This is a genomic window from uncultured Campylobacter sp. (assembly GCF_938017775.1).
Classification (GTDB): domain Bacteria; phylum Campylobacterota; class Campylobacteria; order Campylobacterales; family Campylobacteraceae; genus Campylobacter_B.
Window position 1 is genome coordinate 40,871 of record NZ_CALIIU010000033.1, and the last position, 18,556, is coordinate 59,426.

Here is an 18,556-nt window from a genome sequence, read left to right on the forward strand (position 1 = left end):
TTCTATTTTTAAAAGAGCGTTCAAATTTCGTGGCTTTAAAAAGCTTAAATTATAAATTAAGTTTTTAAAATAATTTTACTTTAAAAATTGACTTTTGAAATTTTGCACATAAACTCTTAAAAAATTTTAGAATTTTTGAGTATATCAAGAGCTCGTCGGTATTAGGCGCTATAAAATTTCATAGCGCCAGTAAGTCATAGATTGAAAATTAGATATTGATGCGACTACCGTACGCAGGCTGTAAAACATGGCAATCGTATATTTTTGCGCTTATTAAGGAGGAGGTATACTTTCGGCTAAATTTTTAAAAACAAATAGAGCAATAAAATTTTAACGCCATTAAATGACAGTATCTGACAACGAAAAATGAAATAATACGAAAAATTTTAAGGAGGAAGAAATGAAAAAAATCATTTTAACTTTGGCTTTTTTAAGCTCTTTTATGTTTGCCAAGGAGGTAAAAGAGCTTACGGATGAGCAAATAAATACATTGGTAAAGGTCTGCGAAAGCGGTAAAGATTTCACGAATGAAAATGGAACCGTGAAGTATGAGGAAGCCTGCGCTACTCTCGGTATGATATATGAAAATATCCCTGTATTAGGCGATCTTGGCGTAAAGCAAGATTTACAAAAAGCCTTTAAATTTTATAAAAAAGCGTGCGACGGCGGCTATGCTCGTGGCTGCTTTGGATTAGGAGGGTTTTATTTTGAAGGAAAAGAGGTAACAAAAGATGATAAAAAAGCTCTCGAGTTCTTTAAAAAGGCATGCGATATGGGCGATAAAGAGAGCTGCACTTTGGCGGCTGTTATGGACGGCGATAACGCGAATTTAGCAAAGGCGTCCGAGCAACACAAGAAAGATTGCGATAGCAAGGGCGATATACTCGCTTGCGGGTTATTTGCCTTATTTATGGAGGGAAAGGATAATAAAGAAGCGGCGAAATACTATAAAAAAGCTTGCGAGCTTGGCAAAAATATCTCGGATCCCGCATTGCAAAATAACCCTGCATTTAACGATGGGATAAGGCAATTTTGCAGCAGACCTGCTGAGCTTGAAGCGCAAAATTTAAGAGCTGTGCAGGACGTAATTAAAGCAAAAATCGCCGAAGAGTATAGAATATCTTGCGATTCTGAGGGGAACTGGGTATCTTGCGCGATATACGCCTCTAATATAGAGAACGACGATCAAAGAGCGGCGATGAGATACTATGACAAGGCGTGCAAATTGGGCAAAAAAATCATAAGTATCGATTCTAACAAGATACTGCAAAAATCTTGCGAAAAAGCCGCCCGCTGAGGTGGTTTTAAATTTATATGAGGAGTTGTAATGAAAAAGATGATTTTAGCTTTAGTGCTGTTGGGCTATGCAGCGTTCGGCGGTTTGGGAACTAAAATAGATGAAATCGTCTGCGAAGCAGGACACGCCAACTCCTGCGCCTCCGCCGCCGCATCGTATCTGAAAGAAGCCGAGCGATCAGATAATCTGACGCCTGAGATTTATCTAGGCAAAGCTGCAGAATTCCTAGGCAAAGCTTGCGCAGGCAAGCATAAAGAGAGTTGCTTGCAACTTGGTATGATGTATCAAGAGGGAAAGGGCACCAAACAAAATATGGCGCAAGCCGCGCAGCTTTATAAAAAGGGATGCGATGGCATAGGCGGAGAATGGGCGGCTTGCGGATTGTATGCAGAGTATCAAATCGGTATAGAGGAAATGCAGGAAGCGGCACTCTATTACGAAAAAGCCTGCAGACTCGGCGACCGGGCGCGTCTTGGTACGACGGACGAAAAAGTAGGAGATATCGTAAATCATTTATGTGAAGCGTCCGAATCGCTAAAATCGTTCCGACCTAAAGAGTCTGCGGCGCAAAGACTTCTACGCGATGCCGCACGACCTTAATTATGTGGCAAAGCTATAAAGTGAGTGCTTTTGCTAGGCGTAATTTTCACAATATATCACTCATCACCGCTTGTCTAATCGTGAGTATTTTGGAATTTAACGGCGCAAATTTAAAGCCGCTTGATTAACTTCTGCGAAGCATTTAGTGAGATTATATGATTTTAAAATTTAAATTAAGAAGGGCGACATAGTCGTGAAATTTAAATATGAGCGTTGCGTAAAATAGCCGCGGATCGGCTAGCTCCGCTAAAAGCGCTATATAAAGGGTAAATTTAAAATCTAAGCTTTGCCGAATTTTAAATTTACCCGATTTGCCTCGCTATGAAATTTATTCGCCCAGGAAGTATTTAAGATCCGCCTGCGCGTCGCCGCTGATTAATCGAAGGCCGAAATTTTGCACCAAAAAGCCCAAAATTTCGTCGTTGAAAAACTCAGGCACCGTAGGACCCACGTTGATATTCTTAACGCCAAGGCTAAACAGCGCAAGCAGGATGATGACCGCCTTTTGCTCCATCCACATCAGCACGATCGAGACCGGCAGATCGTTTACCGCGATGCCCGTAGCCTCGCTAAGCGCCAGGGCGATCTTGACCGCGCCGTTGCTGTCGTTGCACTGACCTAGATCGATATAGCGCGGAAGCTCGGTGCCGGGCACGGTTCCGAAATCCACGTCGTTGAAGCGGAATTTGCCACAGCTGGAGGTCAAAATCACGCAATCCTTCGGCAAGCTAAGCGCTAGCTCGCGGTAATACTCGCGTCCTTTGCCAGGTGCGTCGCAGCCTGCGATGACGAAAAAGCGGCGGATTTTGCCCGATTTGATCGCGTCTAAAATTTGCGGCGCAAGGCTCAAAATCGTCTTGTAGTGTCCGCCCGTCACCAAGCTCTCGTCGCTGTCCATACTCACGTCGCCGCATGTAAGCGCGCACTCGATGAGTGGCGTAAAATCGTCGTTTTGGATATGTTTGATACCGTCGGTGCCCGCGATAGAGTAGCCAAAAAGCCTGTCTGCGTAGCTACAGGATGAGCGAAGCGGCACGATGCAGTTAGTAGTCATCAAAATAGCGCCCTTAAATTCGTTAAAAAGCTTGGTCTGATCGAACCACGCCTTGCCGACGTTGCCCTTTAGGTGCGGATACTTGCGAAGCTGCGGATAGCCGTGCGCAGGAAGCATCTCGGAGTGGGTGTAGATATTGATACCCTTGCCCTCGGTCGCTTTTAGTAGCGCCTCAAGAGCATGCAGGTTGTGTCCGCTAACCAAAATCGCCTTGCCCTCGACCTTGTTTTGGCTAACTTTAACAGGGGTCGGTACGCCGAATTTTGCGGTATGAGCCTCGCTTAAAATATCCATAATCTGCACGCCCGCGCTTCCGACGGCCATCAGCTGCGCGATATGCTCGTTAAAGTTAAAATTTGAGTTCGTCAGCGTAAAATACAGCGTATCCGCCATAACGGTATCGACTGCGCTAGTGTCGGCGCCGAGCTCGTGCGCGTGGTGGCGGTAGGCGCTAAGGCCTTTAAGTCCGAAAACCATAGTGTCTTGAAGTAACGCCAGCGTCGAGGTTTTACCGCAGGTGCCGCGGTCTTGTCCCTTGGCGCCGCAGCCCTCGGGTGCGCTCATTTGACACTGATGACAGAACATCTCTAGATTGTCGCTCATAGAAAATCCTTTATAAAAAATTTAGTTGGTAATTTTAAGATTTTATTTATAATAACGGCTTGATCGTCATCAAGAAACGGCTAAATTTTATCAAATTTATTTACAAAATGAGAATTTTAAATTTTATAAAAGGTATTCTAGATTGCTTAGAAAGTATAACGAGAAATTAGAATATTAAAAAATTTCTGGAACAAATTTTTATAAAACTAAGAAAACTTAAAGCTCTTTAAACATCGATAAAATCAGGGGTCTAAAGGAATTTTTGAGTATATATGGCTCCGGATGCTGGATTCGAACCAGCGACCAAGCGGTTAACAGCCGCCTACTCTACCGCTGAGCTAATCCGGAACGCGTAGAATGGATGGTGCGGATGAAAGGACTTGAACCTTCATGCCGTGAGGCGCCAGATCCTAAGTCTGGTGTGTCTGCCAATTTCACCACATCCGCAAAAAAGAAAGCGCATATTAGCCAAAAAGCTCTTAATATGAGCTTAATATGGTACGCCCAAGAGGATTCGAACCTCTGGCCTACGGCTTAGAAGGCCGTTGCTCTATCCAACTGAGCTATGAGCGCAAAATATCAAATCAGTGGTACGCTCGAAAGGAGTCGAACCTTCAACCTACAGATCCGAAGTCTGTTGCTCTATCCAATTGAGCTACGAGCGCATAAAGTGGGGTGAGTTGTGGGAATCGAACCCACGACCCTCAGGACCACAATCTGATGCTCTAACCTACTGAGCTAAACTCACCACAATGGTCGGAGCGAAAGGATTCGAACCTTCGACCCTCTGGTCCCAAACCAGATGCGCTACCAGCCTGCGCTACGCTCCGTAGATTTTCGTGGATTGAATGAAAAGCGTATTATATATATTTTTTCTTAAATTACGCTTTTTGCGGCTTTAAATTTAATGAAATTTGGCAAGTCGCATCTGTTTTTCTAAATTTTTCAACAAAATTTGCATCAGCACTAGCCCTTTCGTGCGGTGTGAAATTTTAAATTTTACCGCAGCAGGCAACTCCCCGATCGTGCGGTCAAATCCGCGCGGAATAAACATAAAATCGTATCCGAAGCCGTTTTGCCCGCGCTGCTGCGTTATCGCCGTGCCGTGCATGAAGCCGTGCGTACAAAACTCGCCCAGAGCGCATTTTAGCGCGATCGCCGCCGTGTAATGCGCGGGCGAGGAATCTAAATTTAGAGCTCTCAGCTCGCTTGCCAATTTATCGCGATTGCTCGCATCCGTTGCACCCTCTCCACTAAAGCGTGCCGAAAATATCCCCGGAGCCCCGCCTAGCGCGTCCACGCAGATACCGCTATCATCGCTTAGCACGAAAAATTCGCTCTGCAAATTTTTACTTTTTAGCGCCTCATACACTGCGCGAACTTTAATGAGCGCGTTTTGTTTGAAGCTCGTGCCGCACTCGTCGATCTCAAAAGGATCCAGCACCTCGCCAAGCGCGTAAATTTCATATTCTGCGAAGAATTCTTTTATCTCTTTTACTTTATCCGCGTTGCTCGTCGCAAGTAAAATTTTCATCCTCGCTCCTTAAATTTAATGCGCCATTTTACCCAAAATCAAAGAATTCATTACGATTTTTGGCTATAATCGGCACAAATTTCATATTATTTGAGGTCTAAGATTATGCTAAAAAGCGTTCTTCCGCTTAGTTTTATCATCGCTACGAGGTTTTTTGGATTATTTATTTTACTGCCCGTGCTTAGCCTGTACGCATTGAGCTTGCACGGCGCAAACGAAAGCTTAGTGGGGCTACTTTTTGGAATTTATGCGATTATGCAAGTGATTTTGCAAACGCCATTTGGGGTACTAAGCGATAAGATCGGACGTAAAAAAACCCTTGCGATAGGGCTGGCGCTTTTTATCGTGGGCGCTTGCGTTTGCGCGGCGAGCGAGAGCATTTATACGATGATTTTTGGGCGTTTTTTGCAAGGCTGCGGTGCTGTAGGAGCCGTAGCTACCGCACTAATTAGCGATTTTACGCGAGAGGAAGAGCGTGGCAAGGCAATGGCGGTAATGGGCGCGATGATAGGCGTGAGCTTTGGTGTCGCAATGATTTTAAGTCCGCTTTTAAGCGCCAAATTTGGGCTTGCCAGCCTATTTCATCTAAGTTCGGCGCTTACGCTTTTATGTTTGATGCTGCTTTTTTTCGTAGTACCCACCGAACCGCATATCCGCTCCCTGCGCCAAAAGGTCCCGCTCGGCTCACTTTTGAGTGACAAAAATTTAATGCTTATGAATTTAACGAATTTTTTTCAAAAAGCTTTCATGACGGCAGCGTTTTTTCTAATTCCAATTTTGCTCGTGCAAAAATTCGGACTTTCCAAAAGTGATTTGACTAAAATTTATGCTCTAGGTGCTGTTTTTGGATTTACCGCAATGGGTGCGAGCGGCGCTTTAGGCGAAAAGCGCGCGCTAGCTAAGCAAATTTTACTCATCGGCATCTGCTTTTTCATCGCTTCGTATTTGATTTTTGCGTTTGCTAGCGGGGCGAGCGCTTTCGTGGTGGGTGTGATGCTCTTTTTCGTGGGATTTAACGCGCATGAGCCCATTATGCAAAGCCTTGCGTCCAAATTTGCCAAAGTCGCTCAAAAAGGCGCCGCACTTGGGATTTTTAATTCGTTCGGATTTTTTGGCAGTTTTTTAGGCGGGCTATGCGGCGGCGCACTTTTTGGCAAAATCGGCATCGAAGCGCTAGGCATTGGCGTCGCGGTTTTGGGTGTGATCTGGCTTGTGCTACTTTCTAGGCTGAGCGATCCGAAACTTTTTAAGAATTTATACTTTCCTAAAGGCGGCGATTTTTCCGCACTACAGGGCGTCAAGGGTATTATTGAAATTTACGAGACCGATGGCGAACTCGTTGTGAAATTTAACTCGAAACTGATAAATGAAGATCAAATTTATAAAATCGTAGGAGGCAAATGATGGAATTTGAAAAATTTGAAAGCGCGATGGAGCGCTTCGCAAACACGGTGCAAAAGTCCTCGCGCATCGAAAAAGTCGCGATCACGCAGGCACTGGGGCGTATTTTGGCAAGCGACATCGCGGCGCCCTTTAGCACTCCGCGCCGCCCGACCGCCGCGATGGACGGCTACGCGCTAAATGGCGCGGATCTAAGCGAGGGGGCTAAATTTAAGATCGTCGGCACGACGCCTGCAGGCAAGATGCCTGGCGCCGTGGCAAAGGCGGGTGAGTGCGTCAAAACCTTCACGGGCGGGCTCATGTGCGAGGGCAGCGACACGCTTCTGCCGATTGAAAACATGCAGGTACAAGGCAGCGAGATTATCGTCACAAAGCCTGTCACGGCGGGCTTTGCCGTGCGCGCGGCGGGCGAGAGCTACCGCGAGGGCGAGCTTTTGCTTAGAAGCGGCACGAAGCTCGGCTTTTCGCAGATCGCGCTGCTAGCCGAGCTAGGGCTATTTCACATAAGCGTATTCATCCGCCCAAAAGTAGCGATCCTAGCCACCGGCAGCGAGATCAAGGATCTGGGCGAAAAACTCGAAAACGACGCTCAAATTTACAGCTCCAACCACATCGCGCTTGCAAATTTAGTAACGCAGCTAGGCTGCGAAGCGATGATAATGCCTCTAGTACGCGATGACGAAAAAGAGCTGGAAGGCGCGATATTATCGGCTTTACAGAGCGCCGACATACTTCTAACCAGCGGCGGAGTGAGCGTCGGGGACTACGACTTCGTGCAAAGCACGCTGCAATCAAAATTTGAGCTAATCGTAAAAGGTGCGGCGATCAAACCGGGCCGCCACGTGCGCGTAGCCAAAACGGGCGAAAAATATATCTTCGCATTCCCGGGCTTCCCGCTCTCGGCGCTCATTACGTGCATTTTGTTTCTGCGCGTATTTTTACAAAGATCTTTTGGCGTGCACGAAAACACCGAATTTAGCGCAATCTTAGATCACGACTATGTAAAAAAGACGCCGTGGCTTGAGTTTATGCCCGCCGTCTTGCAAAACAGAGACGGGCGGCTTTTTGTTAGCCTGCAAAGCAAAAAGCAAGGCTCCAGCGCGATTTTGAACAATTTAGACGACGATAGCGTCCTGCTCGTCGCGCCGCTCGAAGTAAAAGAGCTCAAAAAAGGCGAGCTCGTGCGCGTAATCTCGGTACCTAAAATTTAGCGTGCAGCGGTTCGAGGCTGTTGCGGCGGACGAAATTTAGCTTCCTGCGGAGTTAAAATTTTGTCATTGCGAGGCGCTAAATTTAGCCGCAGAAGCTCTGCTTTGTGGTCTTTGAAAGTTGAAATTTAGACCCAAATCGCGCGTCGCGGCAGGCTCATTAGAATTTTTACCGTGCGCCGCTATACAGCGAGTGCGCCAAAATCTTTGCCGCCGCGCAACTTCAGCTCCAAGCTGTTTTGCGGGTGAAATTTTAAAACTTACAAAAGATAAAACGAAAATGAAAGATAAATTTTATGGCACTCCGACAAGCGTTTTTGGCGAATATAAAGCAGGCGCAAAATGAGCCAAACTCACCCTTTTAAGCCGATTTTCGATGAGAATTCTAAAATTTTAATCCTCGGCTCCTTCCCCTCCGTCGTTTCTCGTAAATTTGGCTTTTACTACGCAAATCCGCAAAATCGCTTCTGGCGCGTGCTGGCGCAAATTTTAAACGCGCCGTCGCCTGCGAACACGGAGGAAAAGATAAAATTCCTGCTCGCCCGCGGCATCGCCATCTACGACGCGGCGATCTGCTGCGAGATAAAGGGCTCGAGCGACGCCAAAATGACCGCCGTCGAGCCCGCAAATTTAGAACTGATCTTTAGCGGAGCGCGCATCGTGCAGGTGTTCGCAAACGGCGGCAAGGCGCATGAAATCTGCGAAAAATACCTAAAAACTCAAATTTTAAACGCAACGGGCAAAGAGCCCGTCAAGCTACCCTCGACTAGCCCAGCGAATGCAAATTTTAGTTTTGAAAGGCTCGTGCGCGAATGGACGATCGTCGCGGATGTGTTAAAGCGCGCCGAAATTTAGCGCTCGGCTCCACTAAACAGCGCGAGAGAAGCTTACGCGTACGGCTTGCGCTCCGCCCGCATCATAAACCAAATCCACAGTCCAAACTCCGTGAGGATTTATCTAAAATTTAGCTTCAAATTTTAAAATTCTCTAAATTTAACCAAGCCAAAGGAAGCAAATATGAAAACCCGCAAAGCCGCGCAAAATTCGCCCAATTTGGGCTTAAATTTAATGCGAAGTTTTAGCTTTCCAAGCGCATTAAAGTTCCTACTTCTGCTTCCGTTTTTGGCGCTGGGCGCGCAAGCTCTGGAGCCAAAAATCGTAATGAAGCCTGAGCCGAGCTTAAAAAACGGCCTGTATTTCGTAGCGGACAAGCCCTACAGCGGGACGCTCAAGGTGCTGCACTACAGCGCCGAGGATCTCTACGACGTAAATTTTATGGGCGTCGTCTACCCCAGAGCAAAGCCGCTGCCGCCGACGCTAATCCGCGAGATCGACGTAAAGGACGGCACTGCGGTGCGCGAGCGCGATTACTTTGACGGCAGAGATAAGCCCTCAAACGAATATCCGCTAAAAAACGGCCTGTACGACGGCGTCGCGAAGAGCTACTACGCAGATAGCGGCGAGCTGAGATCGCAGAGCGAATACAAAGCCGGCAAGCGCGAGGGTTTTTACAAGCTGTATTATCAAGGAAGCGGCAAGCTAAAGCAGCGGGGCGCGTATAAAGCGGATAGGCGCGAGGGCGTTTTCACCGACTACTACGAAAGCGGCGAAGTAAGCGCGCGCCATCCGTATAAGGGTGGGCTGCGAAACGGCAAGGACGTGGATTATTACAAAAGCGGCAAAGTGCGCGGGGAGCGAAGCTATAAAGGGGGTAAGAGACAGGGCGTAGAGAGATGGTATCACGATAACGGCGCACTAAGAGAGATGGGCGCATACAAGGATGACCGCAAACAGGGCGTTTGGAAGTTGTTTTACGAGGACGGTAAGACGCGCGTAGTCGAAAATTTCAAAGACGGCGAGCGCGACGGCGCCGTACGCGAATACTACGCAAGCGGCGCGCTGCAGGGCGAATACGAGTTTGAGCGCGGTAGGCAAACGGGCACAAGTAAGCAATACTACGCAAGCGGCGCACTTGCGGCGAAGGTAATGTTCAGAGACGGGCGCAAACACGGGCTATACGAAACATATCACGAAAACGGCGCGCTCAAGGCTAGAGTGACGTTCAAGGGTGGCCTGGAGACGGGCACGGCGAAGCACTACTACGCAGACGGAAAGCTCGAAGCCGAGGGCGAGTTTGAGCGCGGCAGGCTCGTGCGCGCCAAAAAATACGACGAAGCAGGCAAGCTAATCAGCGACAAATCCGATAAAAACGGGCTCGCAAGAGAGTAAGGCGGGCTAAATTTTAAAATTTTGCAGGTTTGGAATTTTGGGTAGGCTTAAATTTTAAGCAGCCTCGGCTTTATGTTTTGCGTTTCAGACAGATGCGGCTTTGAATTTTGATTGAGCGCGACTTTGGACAAGTGCGCTTTATATAGTTCAGCACTTTAAATATACGCAGATTTGCTTTTTTTCGAGCAAGTGCAGTTTTAAATTTTTGAGCATGACTTTGAATTTTGAGCGAGCTTTGTACTTTGGGTAAGTGTAACTTTATACAGCGCGTGAATGTGACTTGATACTTTAACCAACGAGGCTTTGTATGGCATAAGCTCGCCGCACGATTTAACTTTATACGTATTAAAATTCTACGCGCTGTTTCAGCACAAACGGCAACACAGAAATCATCCGACACGACACAGCTTGGCTTTTCGACATAGCGAGTTATTTTCTAGGCGTAGCGCAAATTTTTAAAATTTAAAGCGGAATTTCAAGCCAGAATAGCGCTAAAATTTTAAACGTAAAAGGGCTAAATTCGATGGTCAAATCTCGCTAAATTTATCCCACGGTTCGCAAGCTGTGCTATTTTGGCGTTAAATTTCAATGTGCGTGCGACACAGTATTTGCAGGGCGGAATGCGGACGCCGAGAGGCGATAGACGCTTATAAATTTAGCGCGTAGTAAGCGGAAGCGAGATGGACTCCAGATAAAAAATCTTAAATTTTAATCCGCGGACGCCAAATGGGTTCAAAATTAAATTTACGTAAATTTAGAGCGCGGTAGACCGTGAGTGCTCGCAGAGCACCGCAGGCTGTATGGCGCAGTATCCGTGCGGCAAAATACGGGCATTGAAAGACGTAGCCGTTTGAAATTTAGAGCGCGGGGGTCATAGAGAGCCGAAAATCCGCAGCGCTCGAAGCTGCGTAACGAAAGCTCAAATCTATCCGCAGCAGCCACAATCGCAGCGCGAAGATGCGGCTGAATGAAGCTCGCCGATGTAGAGCTTCACGGAGCCAAGCCCTTGCTTTTTCGCCCACGAATAGGCGTCGCTTGCAAAGCCGAAGTCGGCAAAACGCAAGAAACTCTCCACGTAGGATTTGCGCGCATTTTGATAGTCTATGCAATAGGCGTGCTCCCAAAGATCGCAGGCTAAAAGTGGAATTTTGCCGCGTGCGATCGGCGTGTCTGCGTTTTGCGTCGTGATGATTTCTAAATTTGCGCCGCTCTCGTCGCATACGAGCCAGCACCAGCCGCTGCCAAAAAGCCCCATCGCGCGCTTTAAAAACTCGCTTTTAAAATTTTCCATCCCGCCGAAAGCCTGAGCTAAAGCGTCCGCTAGCTCGCCGCTAGGCTCGCTTGGCTGCGCGATACAATCAAAATAAAAATCGTGGTTGTAAATTTCAGAGGCGCTATTAAAAATACGGCTAAAATTTAGGCAAATTTGATAAAGCCTTGAAATTTGCGAAAACTCGCACTCCTCGCCGTGCGCCTGCTTAAACGACTGCGTGATGATCGTAAAAAGATCCGCGTTTTGTATCGGCGTATCCGCAATATCCCGATTTAGGGCGGAGACGTAGTCCTCGTAAAGTCCGCCGTGATGAAATTTTAAGCTCTGCAGGCTCGCGATTTTATTCGCGCGCGGATCAAAAGGCAGCGCCCTGGATCTAAACACTAATAATCCTCGCTGTCCAAATCGCTATAATCGTTGAAACCGTCGTCGTCTTCGTAGCTGTAATCGTCCTCGTCGTAGTTGTAGTTGTAACTCTCGTCACCTCCGATTAGATCATCGTCCTCGTATTCGTCCTCATCGAACTCTTCGTCTTCGAAGTCATCGAAATCAGCCATTTTGCTCTCCTTTGTCGTTGGAATTTACTTTTGATTTTACGCATTCGCTTGCTATTTCCGGGATGTTTTCGATATAAACGCTCTGCGATGGGAAGGCAAACGATAGTCCGTTTTGCTCCACGATCTCCATTATTTTAAATAAAACATCCTCTTTGGTTTGGATGAAATTTGCCCATATTACGGTTTTTGTGAAGCAGTAAACTAAAATATTAATAGACGAATCGCCAAAGCTATCTAACGCCACGAACATAGTACTTTTATAGCCCGCTAAATCGTCGATAGAGACCATGTTTTGCCTATAGCGCATACGAAAATCTTTGGAATTTAGCGCTGTATCGGCAGATTGAGCGATGCCCGGGTGAGATTTTAGCATCTCTTTGATGTCGTTTACGCACTTTCGAAGTTGAGCTGTGCTCGCGCCGTATTCGACGCCTACGGTAAGCTTTAAATTCCGTCCTACCTTCCTGCGGCTCCAGTTTTTGATATTTTGCGCCATTATGTTGGAATTCGGCACAAAAACAAGAGCGTTGTCAAAGGTTCTGATCGTCGTCTTTCTGAAGCCTGTTTCTACGACGTTTCCTTCTATGTCTCCTAATACGACCCAATCACCTTGCGAGAACGAGTTATCAAATAATAGCATCACGGATGAGAAGAAATTCGCGATGATGTCCTTGGTCGCAAACGCGATCGCAAGTCCGCCGATTCCAAGCGATGCCATAAGCGCCGAGATGTCAAAGCCCAGACGCTTTAGCACCAAAAGTGCGGCGATGATGATTACGATGACATATAGAATTTTAACGACTAGATTTATGATATCTTTTCTGACGCCTTTTTTCGTGATGTTTCCAAGCACGATAATACCGTAACCGTCGATGATCTCGATGATGAGCCATGCCCAAAGCACCACGTAAACGATCGAGAATAAATTTGCAAATTTTATCGGCACGGGCGCCGGATAATAAAAGATACTAAGACAGATATCAACCGAATAAGCGATCAGCAAAATACCCATCGGACGCTTGATGATACCTACTACTTGCGTTTTTAGAGTTTCGCTATCCAGCGAAAAGCTTTTATTAAAGAATTTAAATACGAAATAGATGATGTTGGCAAGCAGTCTGCGAAGCGAGTAGAAAAATAGCGTAATTAGCGTGATCAAAATGAGCTTGCCGAAATTTACGTGGCTGAGCTTAAACGGAATTTTATCGTTGATATAATCGATCACCGATTTAAAATTTAAGCTCGTAAAAACCACGCTACTTGCGAGCAGATCGCTATTTCGAGACAGATACGTAAGCACCTCGTCGTAGGTCTGCTTGTCGTTTTTCAAATCGTTGATTTTAGACTCTAAGGCGTCTATCTGCTCTTGACTGCTTAGATTGTTTTTCAAATCATTAAGTTTGCTAAAATCCCTAGTTTGGATATTTAGTAGCGTACTACTCAGCTCGCTTTCAAGCGCGCTTCTGCTTGCGCCGTTTACAAACATATCCTCAATTTTCATAAGCGAGGTATAAAAGATCTCTGCCATCTCCATTTTTTCCAAATCCGCGCTTGCATTTACGTATTCGGGAGAGCTCTGCTTTTTGGCGTATTTTTTTAGCGTAGTTTGGATGTTCTTTTTATTTTGCGCATACGACATTATGCTTTCGATATCCATATCCTGCTGTGTAATCGCGAAAGGTAGGCGATCAAAGAGCTTAGCTTTATTGCGATCGATGGCGTCCAGCTCGTTTTTGCTCGCGTTGGCATCGCCGCCGTTAAGCAGGGAGCTACGCTGCAAATTTAGCTTTTTAATCTCTTTGATTACAGAGATAAGCGTCTCTCCATTAGGAGTTTTTTTCTGCGAAGTCTCCGTTTTGGCGACCTTTTCTGCGATCATATTTATTACTTCAGTTTTATTTCCATCCTCCGCACCGAGGGATTTGGATAGAATTTTAGCGACTTCCTTTTTGATCTCGGTTTTGTTGTTTTCTAAAGTAAGATTTGCCTCGGGCGCGGAAGAATTTGTCTCTACAAAGCTTCCCTCACCGGTCGTGTTGAGGTCTGCAAACGCTAAAGCGGCGCTAAAAATACTAATCGTTAAAAAGCTGATTATAGATTTTTTCATAATCCATTCCCTTATTTAATAGCGTAAAATGCGCGCCTTCGTCATCGTAGTTGAATAGCTCGCCCGTTTCGATGACGTAGTGCCAGCCGTAAATTTTAATCTCGCCGTTTTTGTAGGCATCTTTGATGCCAGGAAAGCTAAGTAAATTTTGCATGGAATTTATAATATTTAGCCGCTCGGTGATCCACTCGCGCTTATCGGCGCCGAGGTCTTTTAGCTTTTCGACCTCGTCTTTTACAGGCTGCATTAAATTTAGCCAGCGCCTTACGTTTGGAATTTTTTCGAGTTTTTTAGCGTCGTAAAACAGCGCCGCGCAGCCACCGCAGTTGCTGTGCCCGCAAACGATGATATTTTTGATTTTTAGCGAATACAGCGCGTATTCAATCGCTGAGGTAGTCGCTAAAAATTCCTCGCTAATGCGGTATGGAGGAACGACGTTTGCGATATTTCGTACGACGAAAAGCTCTCCTGGAAGCGTCGAAGTAATTAGGCTCGGCACCACGCGCGAGTCAGAGCAGCCGATAAAAAGCGTGTGGGGCTTTTGATGATTTGCCAGACTTCCGAAAAGCTCGGCATGCTCGGCAAAATTTTCTTCCATAAATTTAATAGCTCCATTTATTAACTGGCTGGGCATACTTTCTCCTTAAAAAAGTCGGGAATTATATATTACTTTCATAAATAGATAGAATTCTGGGAATTTTTAATGATATATTTACCAAATTTTCGCTAAACTCCCCGCTCATAAATCAAAAGAAGGAGAAAGATATGAGTCTATACGACAGACGAAATTACGCGGACGGCTACGAGCTATCGGACGCGTCACTGGAACAAGGACGAATCTCTCAGACCATTAAACAAACCTACGCGCTTCTAACCGCTTCGATGATAGCTGCAGCGGCAGGGGCTTTTGTGGCGATGAGCTTCGGCGTGAGCTTGGCTATTCATCCATTTTTATATCTAGTGCTTTTAATGGGGCTGATCTTCGGTATGCAAGCAGCTGTAAATCGCGGCGCCAACACGATTGCGCTGGTTTTGCTTTTTGCATTTACCTTTATTACCGGTCTTACTCTAGGTAAATTGATCGCTATTTATATCGCAGCGGGTGCCGGAGACGTAGTAACGCATGCGTTTGTGGCTACGGCGATTACTTTCGGTGCTCTTACCGTTTATGCGATGAATACAAAGACAAATTTCGACTCTTGGGGCAAACCGCTATTGGTATCGCTTGTGGCTATTATCGTGCTAAGCCTTTTGAACTACTTCTTTTTCAAAAGCACCGTGCTTGATATAGCAATTTCAGCTTTTTCGGCTTTAATCTTTTCGATGTATATTATCTATGATACTAAAAACATCATCAACGGCACTTACACTTCACCGATAATGGCTGCCGTAGATATGTATCTAAACATCTACAACCTCTTCCTTTCGCTGCTAAGAATTTTCGGCGCAAGCAGAGACTAAATTTTACGCACCGCTTCGTGCGGTGCACTCTTAACTTAAAATTTATAAATCTTTTATTATAATCGCGAATTCAATTTTTTCAAAAGGTTTTTATAGTGACTACGTTATTTTTGGTTTTACAAGTCGTCTTCGCCGTGATAATTACGATATCCGTCCTGCTGCAAAAGAGCTCTTCTATCGGGCTTGGCGCATACAGCGGAAGCAACGAAAGCTTATTTGGAGCGAAGGGTCCGGCGGGATTTTTAGCTAAATTTACCGCCGCGATGGGAATTTTATTCGTGATAAATACACTTGTACTCGCATATTTCTATCAGCAAGATGCTAAATCTTCCGTAGTCGATCGCGTAAAGATTGAAGCAAATGCTACTAAATCCGTGCCAAACGCTATTCCTGGCGTGCCATCTATCCCTGCTTCAGGCGCAAAGCCTAATTTCGCTCCGGCAAGCACCGAATCAAATTCTATAATTAGCGGCGAGATCAATGCGACGGATACGAAAATCGAAGAGCCAGCAGCTCCTGCTACCGGTACCGCCGCAGCTAGCGCGCCTGTTCGGTCGCAAGCATCAAGCGATACCAATGCGAGCGCCGCTTCTGCAGATCAAAACACAACCAAATAAACTCTAAATTTTAAAATTTAAAAGCGCAAAATCCGCGCTTTTAAATGCTATTCTTATTTTTTAACGCTATAATTTCGCAAATTTTATTTAAAGGATTTGAATGCTAGAAGCTATCTACAAAGAGCAAAGGGCAAACGGCGATCGAGCTATCGAGGCTTTGAAAAAGGACTTTACGACGCTACGCACCGGTAAGGTGAGCGTGGCGATCCTGGATCATATTTTCGTGGATTATTACGGCTCGCAAACTCCGCTAAATCAGGTCGCAACCGTCCTTTCGATCGATGCGGTAACGATTTCGATCACGCCGTGGGAAAAGCCGATGCTAAAGGCGATCGAAAGCGCGATCGCAGCGGCAAATATCGGCGTCAATCCGACTAACGACGGCGAGAGCGTAAAGCTATTTTTCCCGCCGATGACGGTCGAGCAACGCCAAGAAAACGCAAAAAAGGCCAAAGCGATGGGCGAGAAGGCTAAAATCGGCATTCGCAACGTCCGCAAAGACGCTAACGACGAGATCAAAAAGCTCGAAAAAGACAAAGCGATCTCCGAAGACGACGCCAAAAAGGGCTACGACGAGGTGCAAAAGATCACCGACTCCTACTCCGCCAAGATCGACGACGCAGTTAAGGCCAAAGAAGCCGAGCTTTTGAAGGTTTGAGCTGTGAATATAGAAAAAATCTATCGCGACTGCGGCGCATATTTGCGAGGGCATTTTCTGCTTTCAAGCGGCAACCACTCGCAGTTTTACCTCCAAAGCGCAAAAGTACTAGAAAACCCGCAGCTCGCGGGGCAGCTCGCAGATGAACTCGCCGCGATAATCGGAAAAGCGGGCGTGGAGTTTGATAGCATCTGTTCGCCCGCGCTGGGCGGAATTTTAGCGGGCTACGAGCTAGCTCGCGCGGCGAAAAAGCGCTTCATCTTTACCGAGCGCGTAGATCGCGTGATGAGCCTACGCCGCGGCTTTGAAGTGCATAAGGGCGAGAAATTTATCGTCTGCGAAGACATCGTCACAACGGGCGGCTCGGCTCTTGAGAGCGCAAGGCTCATCGAAAACCTAGGCGGCGAGGTCGTGGGCTTTGCCGCGCTTGCCAATCGCGGATTTTGCAAAGTCGCAAATTTAGCGGACAGCAGTGCAAAGAGCGGCGCCAAGCTACCTGCGGATAAGCCGTTTTTTGCGCTAGGCAATTTCGAGTTTGAAATTTACGAGCCCGCGACCTGCCCGCTCTGTGCTACCGGAAGCAAGGCGATCAAGCCAGGAAGCCGCGGAAATTAGGCGCCGATTGCTGATAACAAACCGTAACGAGATTAAATTTTACCCTTCGGCTTTAGCGCGACGGAATTTTAAAATTTAATCCAAAACGGAGCAAAATGGCAAAACAAAAAGCTAAAATTTCACCGATCTTTCTGCGCGTAAAGGCCTTCATCGTCGATCTTTTCATCATCGCGATGCCCCTATTCTACGGCGTTACCTATCTCGTCTTGGGCTCAAAGGAAGCCCTGTGGCGCAACCAAGCCGCAATCGCGCTTATCTGGCTCGCATACGGCGCGATCTGTGCGGCATTCTACGCCCGCAGCGCCCAGACGCCGGGCTACAAACTTGCAGGGCTTTACCTCATCGACGTTCGCAGCGGACGCAAAGTAAGCTTTTTTAGGGCGCTGGCTCGCTTTACGTGCTTCGTATTTGCAGGCTTTAGCGTCATCGGGCTTTTGATCTGCTTTTTTCGCAAAGACAGGCTGAACTTACACGACCTGCTAAGCGGAGCCGTGCCCGTCGTGCGAAAGGACGCGCAGTGAGCGGACAGATTTGTGGCATCGACGAGGCGGGGCGCGGCTGCCTTGCGGGACCGCTTTGCGTCGCGGGCTGCGTGCTGCAGCGCGAGATCGCAGGACTTGCCGATAGCAAAAAGCTAAGCGAAAAGCGCCGCGAGGAGCTCTACGCTCAGATCATCGAAAACTCGCGCTACAAAATCGTCGAAATTTCAAGCGCACAGGTCGATGAGATCGGACTCAGCGCATGTCTAAAATCGGCGCTTGAGCAGATTCTCGCGTATTTTGCGGATTTTAGCGGACAGATCATCTACGACGGCAACGCAACCTTCGGCGTACGCGGACTTCAGACGCTCGTAAAGGCCGACGCGCAAATCGCCGAAGTAAGCGCGGCGAGCATCCTTGCCAAGGTCACGCGCGACCGCACGATGCATGAGCTTGCGCAGCGCTATCCGCAATACGGCTTCGCGCAAAACAAAGGTTACGGCTCGGCCGCGCACATCGCGGCGATCGAGCGGTACGGGCTCACGCCTTTTCACCGCGCAAGCTACAAAATTAAATCGCTGCAACCCTCGCTGTTTGATTAACGAATTTGTTTCGCGCTGTTTAGGACGCGCCCGCTTAAATTTCAACCTCGTACCCTTTGCATACACTCGGCGCCGAATTCCAACCTTGCACGCTCTGTGTGTATTTGGCGCCAAAATTTAGCCTGCCCGCATTGCAGCGCCCGTCATCAAAATTTACTTGTCGCAGCACCTATCTTTAAATTTTAAAATTTGCCGCTCCTTTATCCGCCAACCTCGATCGAAGTATGCCGCCTGTGCGGCTTTAGCTGCACGCGGATTTCA

General features: G+C 47.0%; 17 protein-coding genes, 6 tRNA genes and 1 pseudogene. 12 read left to right on the plus strand and 12 right to left on the minus strand.

Annotation, left to right across the window (positions count from 1 at the left end; genetic code table 11):
• The first annotated feature begins 400 nt into the window (after positions 1 to 400).
• Positions 401 to 1,297: a tetratricopeptide repeat protein gene (locus tag Q0537_RS04885; RefSeq protein ID WP_299225579.1), complete on the plus strand. Its 897-nt coding sequence runs from the start codon at positions 401 to 403 to the stop codon at positions 1,295 to 1,297.
• A 30-nt stretch (positions 1,298 to 1,327) separates the two neighbouring features.
• Entirely contained in the window at positions 1,328 to 1,897 is a 570-nt protein-coding gene (locus Q0537_RS04890) for a hypothetical protein (RefSeq protein ID WP_299225581.1), read from the plus strand.
• 328 nt (positions 1,898 to 2,225) lie between these two features.
• Here the strand turns inward: Q0537_RS04890 and hcp are convergent, their stop codons facing one another.
• The 8 genes from hcp to Q0537_RS04930 all read right to left on the minus strand — a co-directional run bounded on the left by hcp (position 2,226) and on the right by Q0537_RS04930 (position 5,088).
• Positions 2,226 to 3,554, minus strand: coding sequence for a hydroxylamine reductase (hcp, locus tag Q0537_RS04895; protein ID WP_299225583.1), 1,329 nt, complete (start codon positions 3,552 to 3,554; stop codon positions 2,226 to 2,228).
• Between the two features lie 273 nt (positions 3,555 to 3,827).
• Positions 3,828 to 3,902, minus strand: a tRNA-Asn gene (locus Q0537_RS04900).
• 14 nt (positions 3,903 to 3,916) lie between these two features.
• Positions 3,917 to 4,001, minus strand: a tRNA-Leu gene (locus tag Q0537_RS04905).
• Positions 4,002 to 4,050: 49 nt separating this feature from the next.
• Positions 4,051 to 4,127 (minus strand) — tRNA-Arg (locus Q0537_RS04910).
• A gap of 15 nt (positions 4,128 to 4,142) precedes the next feature.
• Positions 4,143 to 4,219: transfer RNA gene (locus tag Q0537_RS04915), tRNA-Arg, on the minus strand.
• Positions 4,220 to 4,225: 6 nt separating this feature from the next.
• Positions 4,226 to 4,302, minus strand: a tRNA-His gene (locus tag Q0537_RS04920).
• A 5-nt stretch (positions 4,303 to 4,307) separates the two neighbouring features.
• Positions 4,308 to 4,384 (minus strand) — tRNA-Pro (locus Q0537_RS04925).
• Between the two features lie 74 nt (positions 4,385 to 4,458).
• On the minus strand, positions 4,459 to 5,088 hold the full coding sequence (locus tag Q0537_RS04930) for a non-canonical purine NTP pyrophosphatase (RefSeq protein WP_299225585.1): 630 nt from the start codon (positions 5,086 to 5,088) through the stop codon (positions 4,459 to 4,461).
• Positions 5,089 to 5,193: 105 nt separating this feature from the next.
• Here Q0537_RS04930 and Q0537_RS04935 point away from each other — a divergent pair, with 105 nt between their 5' ends.
• From Q0537_RS04935 to Q0537_RS04950, 4 genes are all read left to right on the plus strand, one after another.
• Entirely contained in the window at positions 5,194 to 6,492 is a 1,299-nt protein-coding gene (locus tag Q0537_RS04935) for an MFS transporter (RefSeq protein ID WP_299225587.1), read from the plus strand.
• Positions 6,489 to 7,700, plus strand: a complete 1,212-nt coding sequence (locus Q0537_RS04940) for a molybdopterin molybdotransferase MoeA (RefSeq protein ID WP_299225589.1) — start codon at positions 6,489 to 6,491, stop codon at positions 7,698 to 7,700. Before Q0537_RS04935 ends, Q0537_RS04940 begins: the two co-directional genes overlap by 4 nt.
• A gap of 339 nt (positions 7,701 to 8,039) precedes the next feature.
• Positions 8,040 to 8,552, plus strand: coding sequence for a DNA-deoxyinosine glycosylase (locus Q0537_RS04945; RefSeq protein WP_299225591.1), 513 nt, complete (start codon positions 8,040 to 8,042; stop codon positions 8,550 to 8,552).
• Positions 8,553 to 8,714: 162 nt separating this feature from the next.
• Positions 8,715 to 9,926 carry a toxin-antitoxin system YwqK family antitoxin gene (locus tag Q0537_RS04950; RefSeq protein WP_299225592.1) on the plus strand — a complete coding sequence of 404 codons (1,212 nt, stop codon included), beginning with the start codon at positions 8,715 to 8,717 and terminating at the stop codon, positions 9,924 to 9,926.
• Between the two features lie 925 nt (positions 9,927 to 10,851).
• Here Q0537_RS04950 and Q0537_RS04955 read toward each other — a convergent pair.
• Genes Q0537_RS04955 through Q0537_RS04970 form a run of 4 tightly spaced genes read right to left on the minus strand, consistent with a single transcriptional unit; the run spans position 10,852 to position 14,497 of the window.
• Positions 10,852 to 11,583: a superoxide dismutase gene (locus Q0537_RS04955; protein ID WP_299225594.1), complete on the minus strand. Its 732-nt coding sequence runs from the start codon at positions 11,581 to 11,583 to the stop codon at positions 10,852 to 10,854.
• Positions 11,583 to 11,756, minus strand: a complete 174-nt coding sequence (locus tag Q0537_RS04960; RefSeq protein ID WP_005870938.1) for a hypothetical protein — start codon at positions 11,754 to 11,756, stop codon at positions 11,583 to 11,585. Before Q0537_RS04960 ends, Q0537_RS04955 begins: the two co-directional genes overlap by 1 nt.
• Positions 11,749 to 13,863, minus strand: coding sequence for a mechanosensitive ion channel family protein (locus tag Q0537_RS04965; protein WP_299225596.1), 2,115 nt, complete (start codon positions 13,861 to 13,863; stop codon positions 11,749 to 11,751). Before Q0537_RS04965 ends, Q0537_RS04960 begins: the two co-directional genes overlap by 8 nt.
• Positions 13,829 to 14,497: a carbonic anhydrase gene (locus Q0537_RS04970; protein WP_297948409.1), complete on the minus strand. Its 669-nt coding sequence runs from the start codon at positions 14,495 to 14,497 to the stop codon at positions 13,829 to 13,831. The genes Q0537_RS04965 and Q0537_RS04970 overlap by 35 nt, the downstream gene beginning before the upstream one ends.
• A 131-nt stretch (positions 14,498 to 14,628) precedes the next feature.
• On the opposite strand from Q0537_RS04970, the gene Q0537_RS04975 reads away from it, so the two are divergent.
• The 6 genes and pseudogenes from Q0537_RS04975 to Q0537_RS05000 all read left to right on the plus strand — a co-directional run bounded on the left by Q0537_RS04975 (position 14,629) and on the right by Q0537_RS05000 (position 18,295).
• The gene (locus tag Q0537_RS04975; RefSeq protein WP_005870935.1) at positions 14,629 to 15,324 is read left to right on the plus strand and encodes a Bax inhibitor-1/YccA family protein; all 696 of its coding nucleotides are present in this window, start codon (positions 14,629 to 14,631) and stop codon (positions 15,322 to 15,324) included.
• Positions 15,325 to 15,419: 95 nt separating this feature from the next.
• Positions 15,420 to 15,740: pseudogene (secG, locus tag Q0537_RS10405) on the plus strand (preprotein translocase subunit SecG); the annotation flags it as partial.
• A 301-nt stretch (positions 15,741 to 16,041) separates the two neighbouring features.
• Positions 16,042 to 16,599 carry a ribosome recycling factor gene (gene frr / locus Q0537_RS04985; RefSeq protein WP_299225601.1) on the plus strand — a complete coding sequence of 186 codons (558 nt, stop codon included), beginning with the start codon at positions 16,042 to 16,044 and terminating at the stop codon, positions 16,597 to 16,599.
• A gap of 3 nt (positions 16,600 to 16,602) precedes the next feature.
• Positions 16,603 to 17,214, plus strand: coding sequence for an orotate phosphoribosyltransferase (gene pyrE / locus Q0537_RS04990; protein WP_299225602.1), 612 nt, complete (start codon positions 16,603 to 16,605; stop codon positions 17,212 to 17,214).
• 95 nt (positions 17,215 to 17,309) lie between these two features.
• The gene (locus Q0537_RS04995) at positions 17,310 to 17,735 is read left to right on the plus strand and encodes an RDD family protein (RefSeq protein WP_299225604.1); all 426 of its coding nucleotides are present in this window, start codon (positions 17,310 to 17,312) and stop codon (positions 17,733 to 17,735) included.
• Entirely contained in the window at positions 17,732 to 18,295 is a 564-nt protein-coding gene (locus Q0537_RS05000) for a ribonuclease HII (protein ID WP_299225605.1), read from the plus strand. Before Q0537_RS04995 ends, Q0537_RS05000 begins: the two co-directional genes overlap by 4 nt.
• Positions 18,296 to 18,556: the final 261 nt, after the last annotated feature.

Coding starts and splice junctions, on each gene's coding strand:
- frr (WP_299225601.1), top strand. CDS start 16,042: ATGCTAGAAGCTATCTACAAAGAGCAAAGGGCAAACGGCGATCGAGCT.
- Q0537_RS04965 (WP_299225596.1), bottom strand. CDS start 13,863: ATGAAAAAATCTATAATCAGCTTTTTAACGATTAGTATTTTTAGCGCC.
- Q0537_RS04885 (WP_299225579.1), top strand. CDS start 401: ATGAAAAAAATCATTTTAACTTTGGCTTTTTTAAGCTCTTTTATGTTT.
- Q0537_RS04950 (WP_299225592.1), top strand. CDS start 8,715: ATGAAAACCCGCAAAGCCGCGCAAAATTCGCCCAATTTGGGCTTAAAT.
- Q0537_RS04940 (WP_299225589.1), top strand. CDS start 6,489: ATGATGGAATTTGAAAAATTTGAAAGCGCGATGGAGCGCTTCGCAAAC.
- Q0537_RS04935 (WP_299225587.1), top strand. CDS start 5,194: ATGCTAAAAAGCGTTCTTCCGCTTAGTTTTATCATCGCTACGAGGTTT.
- Q0537_RS04930 (WP_299225585.1), bottom strand. CDS start 5,088: ATGAAAATTTTACTTGCGACGAGCAACGCGGATAAAGTAAAAGAGATA.
- Q0537_RS04945 (WP_299225591.1), top strand. CDS start 8,040: ATGAGCCAAACTCACCCTTTTAAGCCGATTTTCGATGAGAATTCTAAA.
- Q0537_RS04975 (WP_005870935.1), top strand. CDS start 14,629: ATGAGTCTATACGACAGACGAAATTACGCGGACGGCTACGAGCTATCG.
- Q0537_RS04960 (WP_005870938.1), bottom strand. CDS start 11,756: ATGGCTGATTTCGATGACTTCGAAGACGAAGAGTTCGATGAGGACGAA.
- hcp (WP_299225583.1), bottom strand. CDS start 3,554: ATGAGCGACAATCTAGAGATGTTCTGTCATCAGTGTCAAATGAGCGCA.
- Q0537_RS04890 (WP_299225581.1), top strand. CDS start 1,328: ATGAAAAAGATGATTTTAGCTTTAGTGCTGTTGGGCTATGCAGCGTTC.
- Q0537_RS04995 (WP_299225604.1), top strand. CDS start 17,310: ATGGCAAAACAAAAAGCTAAAATTTCACCGATCTTTCTGCGCGTAAAG.
- Q0537_RS04970 (WP_297948409.1), bottom strand. CDS start 14,497: ATGCCCAGCCAGTTAATAAATGGAGCTATTAAATTTATGGAAGAAAAT.